Origin of the sequence: uncultured Empedobacter sp., from assembly GCF_937930195.1 — a bacterium.
Taxonomy (GTDB): Bacteria; Bacteroidota; Bacteroidia; order Flavobacteriales; family Weeksellaceae; genus Empedobacter; species Empedobacter stercoris.
In genome coordinates this window covers 13,429-30,225 of record NZ_CALGVK010000061.1, presented here as the reverse complement: position 1 = coordinate 30,225, position 16,797 = coordinate 13,429, and the positions used below count along the sequence as shown (strand labels likewise).

The 16,797-nt window shown below is 33.3% G+C and carries 9 protein-coding genes, 1 tRNA gene and 1 pseudogene; 4 read left to right on the top strand and 7 right to left on the bottom strand.

Annotation, left to right across the window (positions count from 1 at the left end):
• Positions 1–36: 36 nt before the first annotated feature.
• The 3 genes from Q0616_RS03380 to Q0616_RS03370 form a co-directional block, all read right to left on the bottom strand.
• Complete coding sequence (locus Q0616_RS03380) at positions 37–2,196, bottom strand: SurA N-terminal domain-containing protein (RefSeq protein ID WP_225539607.1); 2,160 nt, start codon at positions 2,194–2,196, stop codon at positions 37–39.
• Positions 2,197–2,310: 114 nt separating this feature from the next.
• On the bottom strand, positions 2,311–2,868 hold the full coding sequence (lptC, locus tag Q0616_RS03375; protein WP_262902959.1) for an LPS export ABC transporter periplasmic protein LptC: 558 nt from the start codon (positions 2,866–2,868) through the stop codon (positions 2,311–2,313).
• 44 nt (positions 2,869–2,912) lie between these two features.
• Positions 2,913–4,196, bottom strand: a complete 1,284-nt coding sequence (locus Q0616_RS03370; protein ID WP_221411987.1) for an aromatic hydrocarbon degradation protein — start codon at positions 4,194–4,196, stop codon at positions 2,913–2,915.
• A gap of 248 nt (positions 4,197–4,444) precedes the next feature.
• Between Q0616_RS03370 and Q0616_RS03365 the strand changes: the two genes are divergently transcribed.
• Positions 4,445–4,517 (top strand) — tRNA-Phe (locus Q0616_RS03365).
• Positions 4,518–4,654: 137 nt separating this feature from the next.
• Here the strand turns inward: Q0616_RS03365 and Q0616_RS03360 are convergent.
• Positions 4,655–6,919 carry an aconitate hydratase gene (locus Q0616_RS03360; protein WP_171623785.1) on the bottom strand — a complete coding sequence of 755 codons (2,265 nt, stop codon included), beginning with the start codon at positions 6,917–6,919 and terminating at the stop codon, positions 4,655–4,657.
• 190 nt (positions 6,920–7,109) lie between these two features.
• Entirely contained in the window at positions 7,110–9,872 is a 2,763-nt protein-coding gene (locus Q0616_RS03355; protein ID WP_298775105.1) for a bifunctional aconitate hydratase 2/2-methylisocitrate dehydratase, read from the bottom strand.
• Between the two features lie 718 nt (positions 9,873–10,590).
• On the opposite strand from Q0616_RS03355, the gene argH reads away from it, so the two are divergent.
• Both argH and Q0616_RS03345 read left to right on the top strand, forming a co-directional pair.
• Positions 10,591–11,892 (top strand): argininosuccinate lyase, encoded by a 1,302-nt coding sequence (gene argH / locus Q0616_RS03350; protein ID WP_260541741.1) that lies wholly within the window; start codon positions 10,591–10,593, stop codon positions 11,890–11,892.
• Positions 11,893–12,128: 236 nt separating this feature from the next.
• Positions 12,129–12,341 carry a hypothetical protein gene (locus tag Q0616_RS03345; protein ID WP_171623788.1) on the top strand — a complete coding sequence of 71 codons (213 nt, stop codon included), beginning with the start codon at positions 12,129–12,131 and terminating at the stop codon, positions 12,339–12,341.
• Positions 12,342–12,422: 81 nt separating this feature from the next.
• On the opposite strand, the pseudogene Q0616_RS03340 reads toward Q0616_RS03345, so the two are convergent.
• Together Q0616_RS03340 and Q0616_RS03335 are read right to left on the bottom strand one after the other, a co-directional pair.
• Positions 12,423–14,288, bottom strand: a pseudogene (locus tag Q0616_RS03340) (lysophospholipid acyltransferase family protein).
• Positions 14,289–15,530 (bottom strand): aspartate kinase, encoded by a 1,242-nt coding sequence (locus Q0616_RS03335; protein WP_298775102.1) that lies wholly within the window; start codon positions 15,528–15,530, stop codon positions 14,289–14,291.
• Between the two features lie 191 nt (positions 15,531–15,721).
• Between Q0616_RS03335 and fbp the strand changes: the two genes are divergently transcribed.
• Positions 15,722–16,738 carry a class 1 fructose-bisphosphatase gene (gene fbp, locus Q0616_RS03330; protein ID WP_260541737.1) on the top strand — a complete coding sequence of 339 codons (1,017 nt, stop codon included), beginning with the start codon at positions 15,722–15,724 and terminating at the stop codon, positions 16,736–16,738.
• The last annotated feature ends 59 nt before the right edge of the window (positions 16,739–16,797 follow it).

The following is a 16,797-nucleotide window of genomic DNA, read 5'->3' as shown; positions in this document are numbered from 1 at the left end:
AGCTTGGGAGTTTTTTATTATAAGAAATTTTAAATCTTAACGTAAAGCTCTGTCGCGGTTATCAACCACATCAGCAGCTTGAATCAATGACTGTAACAATGTTTGTTGGAAACGTCCTTGTAATTGACGATTTAAGTTATCCAAGATCATTGAACCTTTTTGATTCTTTTGAATTTGTTGATTTGAAGGAATGATATAGAAAACTCCTGCATTACCTGCAATTGCTTTAGAAGATTGATTTGGTTTAACTCCAAACGCAGCTCCAACAACTTTAGGCTCTAAACCAATTCCAGTTAAATTAGAATTAGAAAAGTTAACTGTTGCATTTCCTTTTTTCGCTCCAAATTTAGATGCAAAAGCATTTAAACCTCCGTTCGCAACTTGCTCATCTACCAATTTAGCCACTTTCTCTTGCATTAAAATTGGCTCTACATATTGACGAACAACACTTGGATGCGCTAAACCTTTGTCAAATTTTTCAACTAAATGAACAACGATGTAATCTCCTGTAGAAGATGTAAACAAGTTTGTTGCTCCTGTTTCAGTTTTCTTGTCAAAAGCCCATTTTAAGATATCCGCATCTTGATCATTTGGAATGTCTTGTCCAATTGCAGCATAACGCTCAATACCCTCTGTTGTATTATTTAAATAACCTCCTTTTTTTGCAAGGTTCTTGAAATCATTTAGTGATTTATTCTCTACATTTTGAACGTAAGTTCTTGCGTTTGTAAATGCTTTTTCTGTTGTCGCTTTAGAAGGCTCGATTGTTTTTACAATGTTTGCAACTTGATAAGCTGTTTTATTCTTTGCTTCATCAACTTTGATGATATGGAAACCAAACTGAGATTCTACCAAATCAACTGTTCCAACTGGTTTTGTAAAAATAAATCCGTTGTACGATTGATCTAATTGATTATTCTTTCCAACCCAACCAATACTTCCTTTTTGAATAGCAGATGATTTATCGTCTGATTTTGTTGCAGCAACTTCACCAAAAGAAGATGGATTAGCTTTTACATCAGCTAAAATTCCTTCTGCTAATTTTTTTGCTTCATCTTTTGTACGTTTCACTCCACTTCCAGCAGCGCTTCCTGTGTAAGCAACTAAAATGTGGCTTGATTTTACAGAATCTTTTACTTCTTTCGATTTAGAAAGTTTGTACAATTGATACGTATTTCCAACTTTGAAAGGACCTCCAATTTGTCCAACCGCAGCAGTTTTCAAGAAGTTTGTCGCTTCTGGTCCTAATTGCGCTTGTTCTAATTCTGCTTTTGTAAAGAAATTCGGGATAAATGGTTTCTCAGAATTTTGAGTAACATAAACTGAATCACTTTTTGCAGCACTAAAAGCTTGAATAGTATCTGTGACATTATTCACTTCGTCATGAATAATTTGAGTACCTAAATATTTTTTGATATTTTCTAAAGCAACTGCTTCATCAGCAGAAGAGGCTCCAGCAGGAAAATATGTATAGCTTAATTTTACTAAACCTTCTGCTTTAAATAACTTCGGATATTTTGCTTCGTAAGCAGAAATTTCTTCGTCAGTTACTTTTACATTTAATTTTTTAGATAAAGTTGCGTAATCTACAAACGCGTACTGAATGTTTGCATTCGACACATTATACCCTTGTTGAATATCTGCTTCTTTGTTTGTAACCGCTGTACCAGCCATTACATATCCAAAATATTTTTGAGATAAAATTTGTAATTTTATTTGTTCTGCTGTTTGCAACCAACCTCTGTATTGTTGTTGAGCTTCTGGACTTGCAGCGGCATTAGCTTCTAACTGTGCAATTTGTTGCTGTGCTTCAGCACCAGATGCCATTCCAAAGTTTTGTGCAACATAACCCCAGAATTCGTCATCAGAAACTTTTAAACCTAATTTTTCAGCATGTTGTTTCAACACTTTTTGACTAACTAAGCCATTCCAAGTTTGTTGAGCAATTTGATTTGGAGTTGCAGATTGACCTTGGTTTTCATACATCTTTTGTGTTTGATCGTATGCATTTTGATACTCTGCAATACCAATAGATTCACCGTTTACTGTACCTACTACAGACGGATCTCCAGTAAATAATTGTCTAATCTTTGAATTCTCTCCGAATAAATCTCCTGCAACGAAAGCTAACATTGCAACTCCGATTACAACGAAGATCAGCCAAGTTTTTTTACGAATTTCTCCTAAAACTGCCATTGTTTTATTTTAATGTTATTTCTATAATAGGTGGCGAAAATACGACAATACATTGAATAATAAAATAGAAGAAGCGACAAGTATTCGCTTTTTTGTTAATTATTTTAACGTGATTTAGAATTTTTGATTATCATCTACGTACTTAAATCCTTGATTATTGAATAAAGTATAGGTTTCTAAATCATCTGTAGCTTGCAAACCGTTTTTCGCTGTTAACGAATCACCTTCGTTGCTAATTAAGTAAACTTCTTTCGATGTATAAACTGTTTTATTTTTTTTATTCCAAAATAATTGTTCGCTTTTCAACGAATCACCTTTCTCATTTACGATTATTACATTTCCTCTACCTTCATAGATTCCTGTGACATCACTTAATCTTCCCCAATCTGCCTGAAAATATCCAGGTTTTGTACTTCCTTTTTGATAAAAGTCAAGGTCTAATCCTTTTCTAAAAACTGTGTAAGGCGAATCAACCGTTTCGTACATTTCGATTAAAGGAGAACGCAAATTTCCAGAGATTCTTCCCGAATCTTTGTTAATAATATTGGCGTTAATAAGTGTGCGCGAAGGAAATTCGACCTTCTTTTTGTTGATAGGAGGAAGTTCTTTTTTACAAGAAAAAAGCAAAACGAAAATGCTCATTAAACCAAATATTATACTTGATTTAATCAAAACTTTTTCATCTGCTTTTTTATACAATTTTTGTTTGTCCAAAATTAGTCAATAACTCTTTTTCTAAACCAAATATCGTTGATATCAAATCCAACTTTCACACCGAAATAGTTTTCTTTGATTAAGTTGTTTGTTGTTTTTCCTTTTTGTCCATATTCCAAAGAAACATTCATCATAGAACCGTCATTTTGTTTTCCGATTGGAAATCCGAACCCTAATGTTGCTCCGTAAGCGTCTATATCTGTTCCGTAAATAGAATATTGAGCCGATTGATAATACATACCAGCACGGTAAGTTACACGATTAAAATAACTTTTGTAACTATTGTAATCTGGAATCCAGTATCCACCAACTGCTAATCGTACATTGTTTTTATAATCAACATTTGAAGTCATTACTGTATTTTCTCCCTCTAATGGTTGAGAGAAATCTTTCCAACTATTGTATTTAGCTTCAACTGCTAACGACCATGTATTATCTTTTGTATAAGCCGCTCCTAATGTAAAGATTTGAGGAATTTTTGTCTTACCATCATCAATTCTTTTTAACGAAATTGTGTCCAAAGAAGCTTGAGTAGATCCAATGTAACTATATGTCGTTGTAAGATCTGTAACATCTGTTCTTAGGTTGGTACCTAATGTATAAGTTGCTCCTACATACAAATTATTTGTTTTACCAATTTTCTTTGTATACATTGATCCTAACGTAAATTGAGCGCCACGATAATTAGATTTATCACTATAATCAACAGCTAAACTTGCTCCATCTACAGCTAAGACTTCGTTACGTTTTAACTCTCCGAATAAATAATTAACGCGTAGCCCTAAAGAAAATCCTTTGGCAAGATTTCTCGAGTAAAAAGCATGAATACTATTTAATCCACCCTCTCCTTTCATTTGGACTGATTGTTTAACATCATTTCTTTCTGATGTATTCATGATATCATATCCAAGCGCTGAATAAGGTTGAAAACCTAATCCAAAACTTCCTTTTTCTCCAACAGGGAATGCTAATGAGATATTAGAAACGTTAAAACGACCCGCGTTTTCTTTGTCTGTTCCAGATTTGAAATTATAATTTGTTCCACTTCCACTCGCGTTGAAAGTCGTCATACGCAAATTTTGGTTAGCTGCCGGATTTGAAAAGTTTGCACTTTGACCGAAAGGATTCGTAGGAACTGTTGAAATACCGCCCATACCAGCTTGTTCCGTATTATTATCAAATAATTGCTCCCCCACACCGTAAGCCGAATAGGGAGAAACTGATATTGATTGAGCTTTTATTGTTACCACGCTTAATAGTGATAAACTACAAATAATCCACTTCATTATGAATGTATAATAGAATTCTAAGACGCAAATATGATGATTTGTTGCGAATTGTAAAAATTAGATTGCAAAAATGAGCTGTTAAATCTCTATTAAAATATTTAAACCCCTTTATTTTCGGTAAAGATAAAAAATATTTTAAATTTATTTCTCGGTAAATGAACAAGATAGCGTTTTCGGCTAAAAAATATTTTAAATAATGTTTGGTAGAATAGATTTTCGCTCTATATTTGCATCACAATTAAGGCGGTGCCTTAGCTCAGTTGGTAGAGCAAAGGACTGAAAATCCTTGTGTCCCTGGTTCGATTCCTGGAGGCACCACTGCTTAAAACCTCAATCATTTCGATTGAGGTTTTTTTTATTTATTACTTTTTGATCTAAAATTTTCTTCAATAATTTACAACAAAAAAACCGACACATTCCTGTGTCGGTTTCATTTATTTAAAAACTTAAATTAATTAAGCTTGTTGTGCTTTGATTAAGTTTAATGCTGAACCTGCTTTAAACCACTCAATTTGTTGTGCATTATATGTATGATTTGCTAAGATTGCATCTTTAGATCCATCTGCATGCACCAATTCGATTGTTAATGGTTTTTCTGGGGCAAACTCTGTTAAGTCTACAAAGTTGATTGTATCATCTTCTTGTACTTTATCATAATCTGCTTTATCTGCAAATGTCAATGCTAACATCCCTTGTTTTTTAAGGTTTGTTTCATGAATACGTGCAAAAGAACGAACCAATACAGCTACTGCTCCCAAATGGCGAGGTTGCATTGCAGCATGCTCACGTGAAGAACCTTCTCCATAGTTTTCGTCTCCTACAATTACAGATGGTACTCCAGCTGCTTTATAAGCGCGCGCCGTATCTGGTACAGGACCATATTCACCTGTCAATTGATTTTTAACTGAATTGACGTCTTGGTTAAATGCATTTACTGCACCAATCAGAGTATTATTCGAAATATTATCCAAGTGTCCACGGAAACGTAACCAAGGTCCCGCCATAGAGATATGGTCTGTTGTACATTTTCCGAATGCTTTGATTAATAGTTTTGCTCCTGTAATATTTTCACCATTCCAAGGTTTGAAACCTTCTAATAGTTGTAAACGCTCAGAAGATGGATTAACAATAACTTCTACTTTCGATCCGTCTTCAACTGGTGCTTGATATCCATTATCTTCATATTCATAACCTTTGCTTGGTAATTCCTCTCCTTTTGGAGCATCAAGCATAACCTCTTCTCCGTTTTTATTAATCAACTTATCTGTTTGTGGATTAAAATCTAAACGTCCTGAAATTGCAATTGCCGCAACCATTTCTGGAGAAGTTACAAATGCATAGGTATTTGGATTTCCATCTGCACGTTTTTTGAAGTTACGATTGAATGAATGAACGATTGTATTTTTTTCTTCTTTATCAGCACCTTCACGATCCCATTGCCCAATACATGGTCCACAAGCATTCGTAAAAATAACTGCATCTAAATCTTCGAACGTTTTTAACAAACCATCACGATCTGCTGTATAACGAACAACTTCTGAACCTGGATTAATTCCGAAAGAAGACTTTACTTCCAATCCTTTGTCTAAAGCTTGTTGAGCGATAGAAGCAGCTCGAGATAAATCTTCGTAAGATGAGTTTGTACAAGATCCGATTAATCCCCATTCTACATCCAAAGGCCAACCATTAGCTGCTGCTGTTTCTTTCATTTTAGAAACTGGTGTCATCAAATCTGGTGTGAAAGGTCCATTCAAACGAGGTTCTAATTCAGATAAATTAATTTCAATCAATTGATCGTAGAAATTTTCTGGATTTGCATAAACTTCATCATCCGAACGTAAGTAAGCTTTATGTTGATTTGCAGCATCTGCCACGTCATTACGATCTGTAGCTCTTAAATATCTTTCCGAAGCGTCGTCATAAGCAAAGATTGAAGTCGTTGCTCCAATTTCTGCACCCATGTTACAGATAGTTCCTTTTCCTGTTGCAGATAAAGATTCTGCTCCTTCACCAAAATATTCTACAATAGCTCCTGTTCCACCTTTAACAGTTAATAATCCAGCGACTTCAAGAATAACATCTTTTGGTGCTGCCCATCCTGATAATTTACCTGTTAATTTAACACCAATTAATTTTGGCATTTTTAACTCCCATGCCATTCCAGACATTACATCAACAGCGTCAGCACCACCAACACCAATTGCAACCATCCCCAGTCCACCTGCATTTGGCGTATGAGAATCGGTACCAATCATCATTCCTCCAGGAAAAGCATAGTTCTCTAACACCACTTGGTGAATAATACCTGCACCTGGTTGCCAGAATCCGATACCATATTTATTTGAAACAGATTCTAAGAAATTAAATACCTCCGAAGATTTATTAATTGCTTCTTGTAAATCAGTTTTTGCACCAACTTTAGCTTGAATCAAGTGGTCACAGTGAACTGTAGAAGGAACAGCTGTTTTGGTTTTACCAGCTTGCATAAATTGTAATAAAGCCATCTGAGCAGTTGCATCTTGCATTGCAACTCGATCTGGTGCAAAATCTACATAAGACTCGCCTCTTGTGTATGCTTGTGTTGGATTTCCATCAAACAAGTGAGCATATAAAATTTTCTCCGAATACGTTAAAGGACGCCCCACGATAGCTCTTGCAGCATCAACACGTTCTTGCATTTTAGCATAAACGCCTTTGATCATATTTATATCAAATGCCATAATAATTGTTTTTATTTTATTGGTTTAAATTCATCAAAAAATATACCCCAATATACTGAATTATTTAATATTTAACATCTTTTGAGGATTATAATCTTTTTAAAACAACCCTAACTCATTTAAGATTAACACATAAAAAAAGGCTGATCTAAAATAGATCAGCCATGATTATATTCTCTTTCACGAACGATTAGTTCATAGAAATTGGTTTAAACTTTGTTAAGTTGATTCCTTCAACAGCAGCTTTGTACTCTTCGATAGAAGGAATACGTCCTAAAATTGCTGATAAAACAACTACTGGTGTAGATGCTAATAAAGATTCTCCTTTTTTACCATCACGATCCTCAACCACACGACCTTGGAATAAACGTGTAGATGTAGCCATTACTGTATCTCCTTTTTCCGCTTTTTCTTGGTTACCCATACATAAGTTACAACCAGGACGCTCTAAGTACATAATGTTTTCATACTCTGTACGTGCTTCTGACTTAGGTAACAAGTCGCTAAACTCAAATCCTGAGTATTTTTGTAACATTTCCCAATCACCTTCTGCTTTCAATTCATCGATGATGTTATATGTAGGTGCAGCAACAACTAAAGGCGCTTTAAACTCAACTTTACCATTCGCTTTCTCTACATTACGTAACATTTGAGAAACAATTTTTAAATCATCTTTATGCACCATACAAGATCCTACGAAACCTAAATCTACGTGTTTATCACCACCATAGTAAGTTAAGTCACGGATTGTATCGTGTGTATAACGTTTAGAAACATCCGCATTATTTACGTCTGGATCAGCAATCATTGGCTCTTCGATAATATCTAAGTCAATAACTACTTCCGCGTAATATTTTGCATTTGCATCTGGCGTTAAAGCAGGTTTAACACCTGTTTTAATTTCTTCGATACGTTTGTTAGCTTTATCGATTAATCCTTGTAACACTTGGTTTTTGTTATCCATTCCTTTCTCGATCATGATTTGGATACGAGATTTTGCAATTTCTAACGATTGGATTAATGTATCATCTTGAGAAATACAGATAGATGCTTTCGCTTTCATTTCTGCAGTCCAGTCTGTAAATGTAAACGCTTGATCTGCTAATAATGTACCGATATGTACCTCAATGATACGACCTTGGAATACATTTTCACCGTCAAATTGTTTCAACATTTGCGCTTGCGTAGCATGAACCACATCACGGAAATCCATGTGTTGTTTCATTTCTCCTTTGAAAGTCACTTTTACAGACTCTGGAATTGGCATTGCAGCCTCACCAGTTGCCAAAGCTAATGCTACAGTTCCAGAATCGGCACCAAAAGCAACTCCTTTAGACATACGTGTGTGCGAGTCACCACCGATGATGATAGCCCATTCGTCCACAGTAATATCGTTCAATACTTTGTGGATAACGTCTGTCATTGAGTGGTAAACTCCTTTCGGGTCACGTGCTGTAATTACCCCGAAGTCGTTCATGAACTTCATCAATTTAGGGATGTTAGCTTGCGCTTTTTTGTCCCATACTGATGCAGTGTGACATCCTGATTGGTAAGCACCATCTACAGTTGGAGCGATTACTGTTGCTGCCATTGATTCCAACTCTTGCGCTGTCATCAAACCTGTAGTATCTTGAGAACCTACGATGTTTACTTTAACACGAACGTCAGATCCAGCGTGCAATACTTTTCCTGGAGTTACACCTACTGCGTTTTTGTTGAAGATTTTTTCTACAGCTGTCAAACCTTGACCTTCGATAGAAACTTCTTTAGAAGGAGCGAATACTGTTGGAGCAGTGATTCCTAATGTTTCAGCAGCAAATGTTTGAATTTTCTTACCAAATACGATAGCATAAGATCCACCTGCTTTGATAAATTCTAATTTTTGAGGAGTAAACGATTTAGAAATATCTTTCAATTCTTTATCTCCGTTGTATAATTTTTTAGTCTTCGTATTAATTGTCAATACTGTTCCAGTTTCTACTGAATAAGCTTGCTCTAATACGATGTCTCCGTTTTCGTTACGAACTACGTTTCCGTTTTCGTCCACTTTCTTCACCCAGTTTTGTAAGTCGATACCGATACCACCAGTAACGTCAACTGTCGTTAAGAAGATTGGAGAAATTCCGTTTGTTCCAGCAACGATAGGTGCGATGTTCACGAAAGGTACATAAGGAGAAGCTTGTTTACCAGTCCACAATGCTACGTTGTTTACACCTGACATACGAGAAGACCCTACCCCCATTGTTCCTTTTTCAGCGATCAACATAACAGAAGCATCTGGGTGTTTCGCTTTCAAAGCAACAATTTCTTGCTGTTGCTCAGGCGTCATCATACATTTTCCGTGTAATTCACGGTCTGAACGAGAGTGCGCTTGATTTCCTGGAGAAAGTAAGTCAGTAGAAATATCCCCTTCTGCAGCGATATAAGTTACAACTTTAATTTCTTCTGGAACTTCTGGCAATTTTGTAAAAAATTCCGCTTTTGCGTAGCTCTCTAAAATATCTTTTGCAATTGTGTTTCCTGCTTTGTAAGCATCAGCTAAACGAGCTGTATCTGCATCATATAAGAAAACTTGTGTTTTAAGAACTTCCGCCGCTTGTTTTGCAATTTCTTCATCATTTCCTAAAGCTAAATCTAAAAGAACTTCAATTGAAGGACCTCCTTTCATGTGAGATAACAATTCGAATGCAAATGTTGGTGTAATTTCAGCAACAGTTGCTTCTCCTAAAATAATCTCTTTTAAAAATTTTGCTTTTACACCTGCAGCAGAAGTTGTACCTGGCAACGTGTTATAGATAAAGAATTTAACAGAATCCTCTCGGTATTCGCTGTTAACATCTTTAATTTGATTAATGATTTCACTTAGTAATTCTGCACCATCAATTGGTTTTGGATGTAAACCTTGACCTTTTCTTTCTTCAATCTCGTTAAGATACTCTTGGTAAAGACTCATAATTATCTATCTTTTCTTTTAATATTAAAGATTGTTTAAAATCAAGCTACTTACACCTGATTTCATCCAATCAAAATGAATTATATAATAACACTTCGCTGTATCGTTACATCTTATGCCTAATTATTTTTCAACAAAAAATCATTTTTGGCATAGGTAACCACTGTTATCAGAATACAAACTAAGTATGTAATTTTGTAAAGTTGCCATTTAAAAACAATAACTATCACTTAATCAATAATTAAAGTGATTGAAATTACTTTTTAAATTTTTATTATCACACAAATTTTTAGTTAAAAAGCATTGTAATTAATCATAATTTGGCATACAAAATTACGTTTATAGTAACGATTTCTCATCAAAGGATGATATATTTTAGTTATATTCTAATAATTTAGAACTATTATAAAAAAGATGTAAATTTCACTTTTACAATCAATTAAACGTAAATAAATAGAAGTTAAAAATATAACGTATTCTAAAATATCAACTTCATAATTTTAAGCCCTTTTTTTTACGAAATTGAATTAATTATAAATTTTAATAACTATTCAATAATCAATCTTTAGAATTGCTATCAATCATTTAAACAATCTCAAAAATCAATCAAAAATATTCAATATGAATAAATATTGTATATTTATAATAATTATACAATTACAATGAGATATTATACAAGTTTTTAGTAACTTTGCCCCCTTAATTCATTATTATAAATATGAAACTTTGGGATAAAGGTTTTACCATTAATGATAAAATCGAAAAATTTACTGTCGGAAAAGACAGAGAATTAGATGCTCATCTTGCAAAATATGATGCGTTAGCATCAAAAGCACAAGCGAACATGCTCGCAAAAACAGGTTTGATAACAAACGAAGAAAACGATGCATTACAACTTGCTTTGGATGAGATTTTGACATTAATTGCTGCGAACAATTTCGAAATAGACGAAAATTACGAAGATATACATTCAAAAATTGAGGCTTTTTTAATTGAGAAAACCGGTGATGCTGGAAAAAAAATTCACGTTGCACGTTCTCGAAACGATCAAGTTTTGGTTGCAATTCAACTTTTTGAAAAAGAATATCTAAAACAGACAACTGAAAAAATTGTCCATTTAATTGAAATCTTTTTACAAAAAGCAGACGAATTTAAAAATCATCAATTACCAGGATATACGCATTTTCAGGCTGCTATGCCAAGTAGTTTCGGAATGTGGTTTTCTGCTTATGCAGAAAGTTTATTGACCGATTTATACTTTTTTGAAGCTGCATTTAAAATTTCTGACCAAAATCCATTAGGTTCTGGAGCTGGTTTTGGAACAAGTTTTCCAATTGATCGTTTGCAAACAACACAAGAATTAGGTTTTTCAGAGATTTTAGTTTCATCTGTCGGAGCTCAAATGCTTCGTGGAAAAACAGAAAAATCTGTTGCATCTGCTTTGGCGATGATTTGTGGCACATTGTCGAAAATGTCTTATGATTTGGTTCTATACAATTCGCAAGATTTAGCTTTCGTTAAATTACCAAATGAGATGACAACTGGCTCATCGATTATGCCACATAAGAAAAACCCAGATGTTTTTGAATTAACTCGTGCACATTGTAATAGAATTCAGGCATTGCCAAATGACATTATGATGACGATCAATAATTTACCAAGTGGTTATCATCGTGATTATCAGATTTTGAAAGAAATCTTATTTGAACCAATGATGCAATTTGATAACATTATTGACATCTTAACTTTTGCAATTCCTCAACTTCAGATTAAAGACAACTATATGAATCAGGAAAAATATGATCCGATTTATACCGTGGAAAATATTAACGAAGCCATTAAAAATGGAACACCTTTCCGCGATGCTTACAAAGAAGTTGGATTATCTGTAGAAAATGGAACGTATATTCCGCACAAAGAATTTAAAACAACACATATCGGAAGTATTCATAATTTGAGATTAGATTTGATTTCGAATAAAGTTGAAAAATTCAAATTAGAAGCCCAAGTAATGAAATAACTTCTTGTAATTAATAAAAATATCAACCTCAACTTCTATAAATTGAGGTTTTTTTTAATTTACAATTTTATAATTTCGGAATATTCAAACATATAAACAACTGAAATAAAGTATTTTGTAAAATAAAATTCGATTTACAAAATAATTACAACAGATTTTTATTACATCAGGTCAAAATCATTCTAACTTTGACTCATCAAATAACAAATTTGTTTAATCGATTAAAATTTAAAAAAATGAAAAAATTTTTCGCAGTAGTTGCAGTAGCAGCTTTATCATTAGGAGCAGTATCTTGTGGAGAGAAAACTGAAGAAGCACCAGTAGAAGAAGGAGCAACAGTTGATTCTGCTACAGCAGTAGTTGATTCTGCAGCAGCAGTAGTTGACTCAGCAGCAGCAGTAGTTGATTCTGCAGCAGCAGTAGTTGATTCAGCAGCAGTAGCTCAATAATTTATAGCGAAGCTAAAATATAAAATGCGCTTAACTAGGTTAAGCGCATTTTTTTATGTTTTAAATTTTCAAGAATAACAATTAAATAATTGATCCATCAAATTTTTCGGATTCTATTTTGCGATCTAACTCTGCTTGAATATCTTCTAATACTGGGCGAACAGTAGATTCAGGAATATCAGAAACTCGAATATACATCAATCCATCTATTGCATCATTAAACTTAGGATCAACGTTAAATGCAATTACTTTCGCATTTTGTTTGATGTATTTCTTAATCAAGACTGGTAATCGTAACATATTTGGCTCAAGTTCATCAATTAATTTATCAAACTTATTCAAATCTGCTTCAGATTCATCAAAAATAAATTCTTTATCTTCTTCTTTTAATTTAACCTTGTATTCATTTTTAGCTTTTACATATTGTGCTACAGTCGAATCATAGTAATGAGATTTCATAAATTCAATCATCAATGATTTCGAAAAATCAGAAAATTGATTACTAATACTTACGCCTCCAATAATAAATTTTTGATTTGGATTTCTTAATGTAACATGTACTATTCCTCTCCATAACAAGAACAGTGGCATTGGTTTTTGCTGATATTCAGCAGAAACAAAGGCACGTCCCATTTCAATACATTTCTTAAAAAACGGATGAATTTCTGGTTCAAAATTAAATAACTCGTGAATATAAAAACCATTAATTCCATATTTTTCGTACACTTCCGAACCAATTGCCATACGATAGGCACCAACAATTTTATTAGATTCTTTATCCCATAGAAATAAATGATGGTAATGATTATCAAAACGGTCTAAATCTATTTCATCATTTGTTCCTTCTCCTATTGCACGAAATGTAATTTCGCGTAAACGTCCAATTTCTCTTAAAATATTAGGAATTTGCTTCGCTGTAGAAAAAAAACATTCGTAATTATTATTTGTAAACAATAATGCTTCTTCATCTTTTCGCAATGCTTCAATATCTTGTAAAAGTAACTTTAAATCCGTTTCAGCAACAACATCCTTAACCTTTCTGTTTGAAGATGATAAGCTTGGTAAATTCGGAATTTTCAAATCAATATTACTTGGATTTTTCAGTACTTCTGATAAACTTCTTTTTTGTTTATAATACGATGAAAGCATATAGGTTTTCTTTCTTAAAAAAGCCGAATAATCTTCTATTGTGTTGTGTTCGTCTTGTTGCTTTTGTAAAATAGGTTTTCCTATTCGAATTTGAATTGGTCGTGTTCTTTTTTTCATCATTTCTCATGGCCGCATAGCTGTTTGAAAATCTGGATGTAACTTTGCTACGCGGTAAAAGACATTGCTATTTCTTGCTCTAAAAAACATTGGAACAACAGGAACTTTTGACTTTTTAATCAACTTCATTGCTGATTCTTGCCATTCTCTATCAATCACTCTACTTTCATCATCACGATAAGAAACTTCTCCAGCAGGGAAAATTCCTAAACAACCTCCGTTGCGTAACAACTTTAATGCATCGCGCATCCCCGTAAGGCTACTGTATGCTTCTTTACGTGTTTCGAAAGGATTGACTGGTATAATCATCGGTTCTAATGGTTTAATTTTTTGCAGTAAAAAATTCCCCATAATCTTGAAATCAGGACGAACTTTTGACATAAAATGCATCAAAATAATTCCGTCCAATGCACCAAGAGGATGATTAGAAATAATAATAAAAGGGCCTTCTTTTGGAATTCGTTTTAAATCTTCTTCATGAATTTCGTAATCCACTCCAAGATCATCTATTAAATAATCCAAAAAAGGTTCGCATTGCAAGTGTTTTCCTCTATTGTATAAATCATTGATTCCATCAATATTAAAAACTTTTTTCAATGCCCAAGCAACAGGTTTACCTAAAATTCCTATTTTAGAAAGACCTGATGCTGAAATAATATCTTCTGTTGAAATTAAACTCATTTAAGCCTTGACAACTATTTGTAATGTTTCACGCACTGTTTGACGTAATAACTCTTTTTCTTTTGATACAACTTTATCAGAATCTGCATCGAAATGACGAATTGTGTACAATAAAACATCTTTTTCTACTTGTACTTTAAACGCTTCGTTCATATCTGCAACAAACTGATCTAAGTTGTTGTATTTATCCTCTAAACATAAAGATAATGAAATTGCTGAATTTTGCATCAAATTTACTTTGATTTGATAATCATATAGTTTATTGAAAATCCCACTCAATTTATCTTCTGTAATAAACGAGAAATCTTTACTTGATAAACGCACCAAATTTTGTTCTCTTTTTAGGATAAAACATGGTACTTTTGGATCTAATGGTTGACCTTTTGCTACTTCTGTTCCTGCTTCTGTTGGATTGATAAATGATTTAACAAAGAATGGAATTTCTTTTTGTTGAAGCGGTTGCAATGTTTTAGGATGAATAACCGAAGCGCCATAATAAGCCAACTCAATTGCTTCTTCGTAAGAAATATGATGCAATAATTCTGCATGCTCAAAATAACGTGGATCAGCATTCAAAACACCTGGAACATCTTTCCAAATCGTCATGCTTTCAGCATTTAAACAATATGCAAAAATTGCAGCAGAATAATCTGAACCTTCTCTTCCCAATGTCGTTGTAAAATAGTTAGGATCTGAACCTAAGAAACCTTGTGTAATGAATAAACCTGATTGTGGTAATTTAGAAATACTATCCTCTGTCAACGCCCAGTTTACTTTTCCTTCGCGGTAAGTGTGATCTGTTTTGATATAATCTCGAACATCTAACCAATCGTTCTTAATTTTAATTGAATTAAGATACATACTGATAATTTTTGTCGAAATTAACTCTCCACAGCATACAATTTGATCATAAACATAGCTGTAATTTGGAGATTTGTTTCGTCTTAAAAACGAAACGATATCATCAAAAAATTGAGATATTTCATTCGAAACCTCATCCGCATTATCAAACAATTCTATTGCTAAATCAATATGTTGTTTTTTTACATCATTAATTGTTTTTTCGAAATCATCCTTTTCAAAATAGCGTTTGACTACTTCCTCTAATGCATTTGTCGTCTTGCCCATTGCAGAAACAATTATACATGTATTTTCGTAACCAACTGATTGCAATAAATCTGCAACATTTCTAACGCCGGCTGCATCTTTTACGGAAGCACCACCGAATTTGAAAACTTTCATTTCTATAAAAATTTTTTTTGTAAATATTTAACTTGCAAATATAACCAAACTACCTCTTATATATTGACCGAATTTAATTAAAGTTAAAAATAAATTTCCAGTATGATTTTCATGTATTTAGATTAATTTCAAACGTTTGAAATGAGTAGAATTGAGTTTTTATTCCGATATTTGACCAGCAAAACATAATTATGAACACAAATTCTCATCAAACTCTTGGAGAGTTTATCATAGAAAATCAAGCAGATTTTATTTACTCATCTGGAGAACTATCTAGATTATTGAGTTCGATTAAATTAGCAACAAAAGTTGTTAATTACAAAGTAAACAAAGCAGGATTAGTTAACATTTTAGGAGAATTCGGAAACGAAAATGTACAAGGTGAAAAACAGCAAAAATTAGATGTTTTTGCGAATGAAACTTTCATTGACACTTTATCACAACGTGAAGTTGTTTGTGGAATCGCCTCAGAAGAAAATGAAGATTTCATCGCTATTCAACCTTCTAAAAATTCAAAAAATAGCAAATATGTTGTTTTAATTGATCCCTTAGATGGTTCTTCTAATATTGATGTAAACGTTTCTGTTGGTACAATTTTCTCTATCTATCATCGTGTTACAGAACCAGGAACTCCTGTAACAAAAGCAGATTTTTTACAACCAGGAAATAAACAAGTTGCAGCTGGATATGTGATTTACGGAACATCGACTATGTTGGTTTACACAACTGGAAATGGGGTGAATGGATTTACATTGAATCCAGGAATTGGAACGTTCTATTTATCACATCCTAATATGTGTATTCCAGAAGATGGTAATATTTATTCGGTAAATGAAGGTAATTATGTGAAATTCCCTCAAGGTGTTAAGAACTACATCAAATATTGTCAGGCTGATGAAGAAGATCGTCCATACACTTCTCGTTACATTGGTTCATTATGTTCAGATTTTCACCGTAACATGTTGAAAGGTGGAATTTACATCTATCCTTCTGGAACAAATAACCCAAATGGTAAATTGCGTTTATTATATGAATGTAATCCGATGGCTTTTATTGCAGAACAAGCTGGTGGTAAAGCTACTGATGGGTTTAATCGTATTATGGACATCGTCCCAACTGAATTGCATCAACGTATTCCTTTCTTTTGTGGATCTAAAAATATGGTTGATAAAGCAGAAGAGTTTTTGCGTGAAGCAGAATCTAACTAAAGTTTTTCAAAAAATTATCAATAAAAAATCCGCTCAATGAGCGGATTTTTTATACTATA

What these genes read in the sequence shown, in the direction of transcription:
- Q0616_RS03355 (WP_298775105.1), bottom strand. Translation starts at nt 9,872, where the DNA reads ATGAGTCTTTACCAAGAGTATCTTAACGAGATTGAAGAAAGAAAAGGT.
- Q0616_RS03345 (WP_171623788.1), top strand. Translation starts at nt 12,129, where the DNA reads ATGAAAAAATTTTTCGCAGTAGTTGCAGTAGCAGCTTTATCATTAGGA.
- argH (WP_260541741.1), top strand. Translation starts at nt 10,591, where the DNA reads ATGAAACTTTGGGATAAAGGTTTTACCATTAATGATAAAATCGAAAAA.
- Q0616_RS03370 (WP_221411987.1), bottom strand. Translation starts at nt 4,196, where the DNA reads ATGAAGTGGATTATTTGTAGTTTATCACTATTAAGCGTGGTAACAATA.
- Q0616_RS03360 (WP_171623785.1), bottom strand. Translation starts at nt 6,919, where the DNA reads ATGGCATTTGATATAAATATGATCAAAGGCGTTTATGCTAAAATGCAA.
- fbp (WP_260541737.1), top strand. Translation starts at nt 15,722, where the DNA reads ATGAACACAAATTCTCATCAAACTCTTGGAGAGTTTATCATAGAAAAT.
- Q0616_RS03380 (WP_225539607.1), bottom strand. Translation starts at nt 2,196, where the DNA reads ATGGCAGTTTTAGGAGAAATTCGTAAAAAAACTTGGCTGATCTTCGTT.
- Q0616_RS03335 (WP_298775102.1), bottom strand. Translation starts at nt 15,530, where the DNA reads ATGAAAGTTTTCAAATTCGGTGGTGCTTCCGTAAAAGATGCAGCCGGC.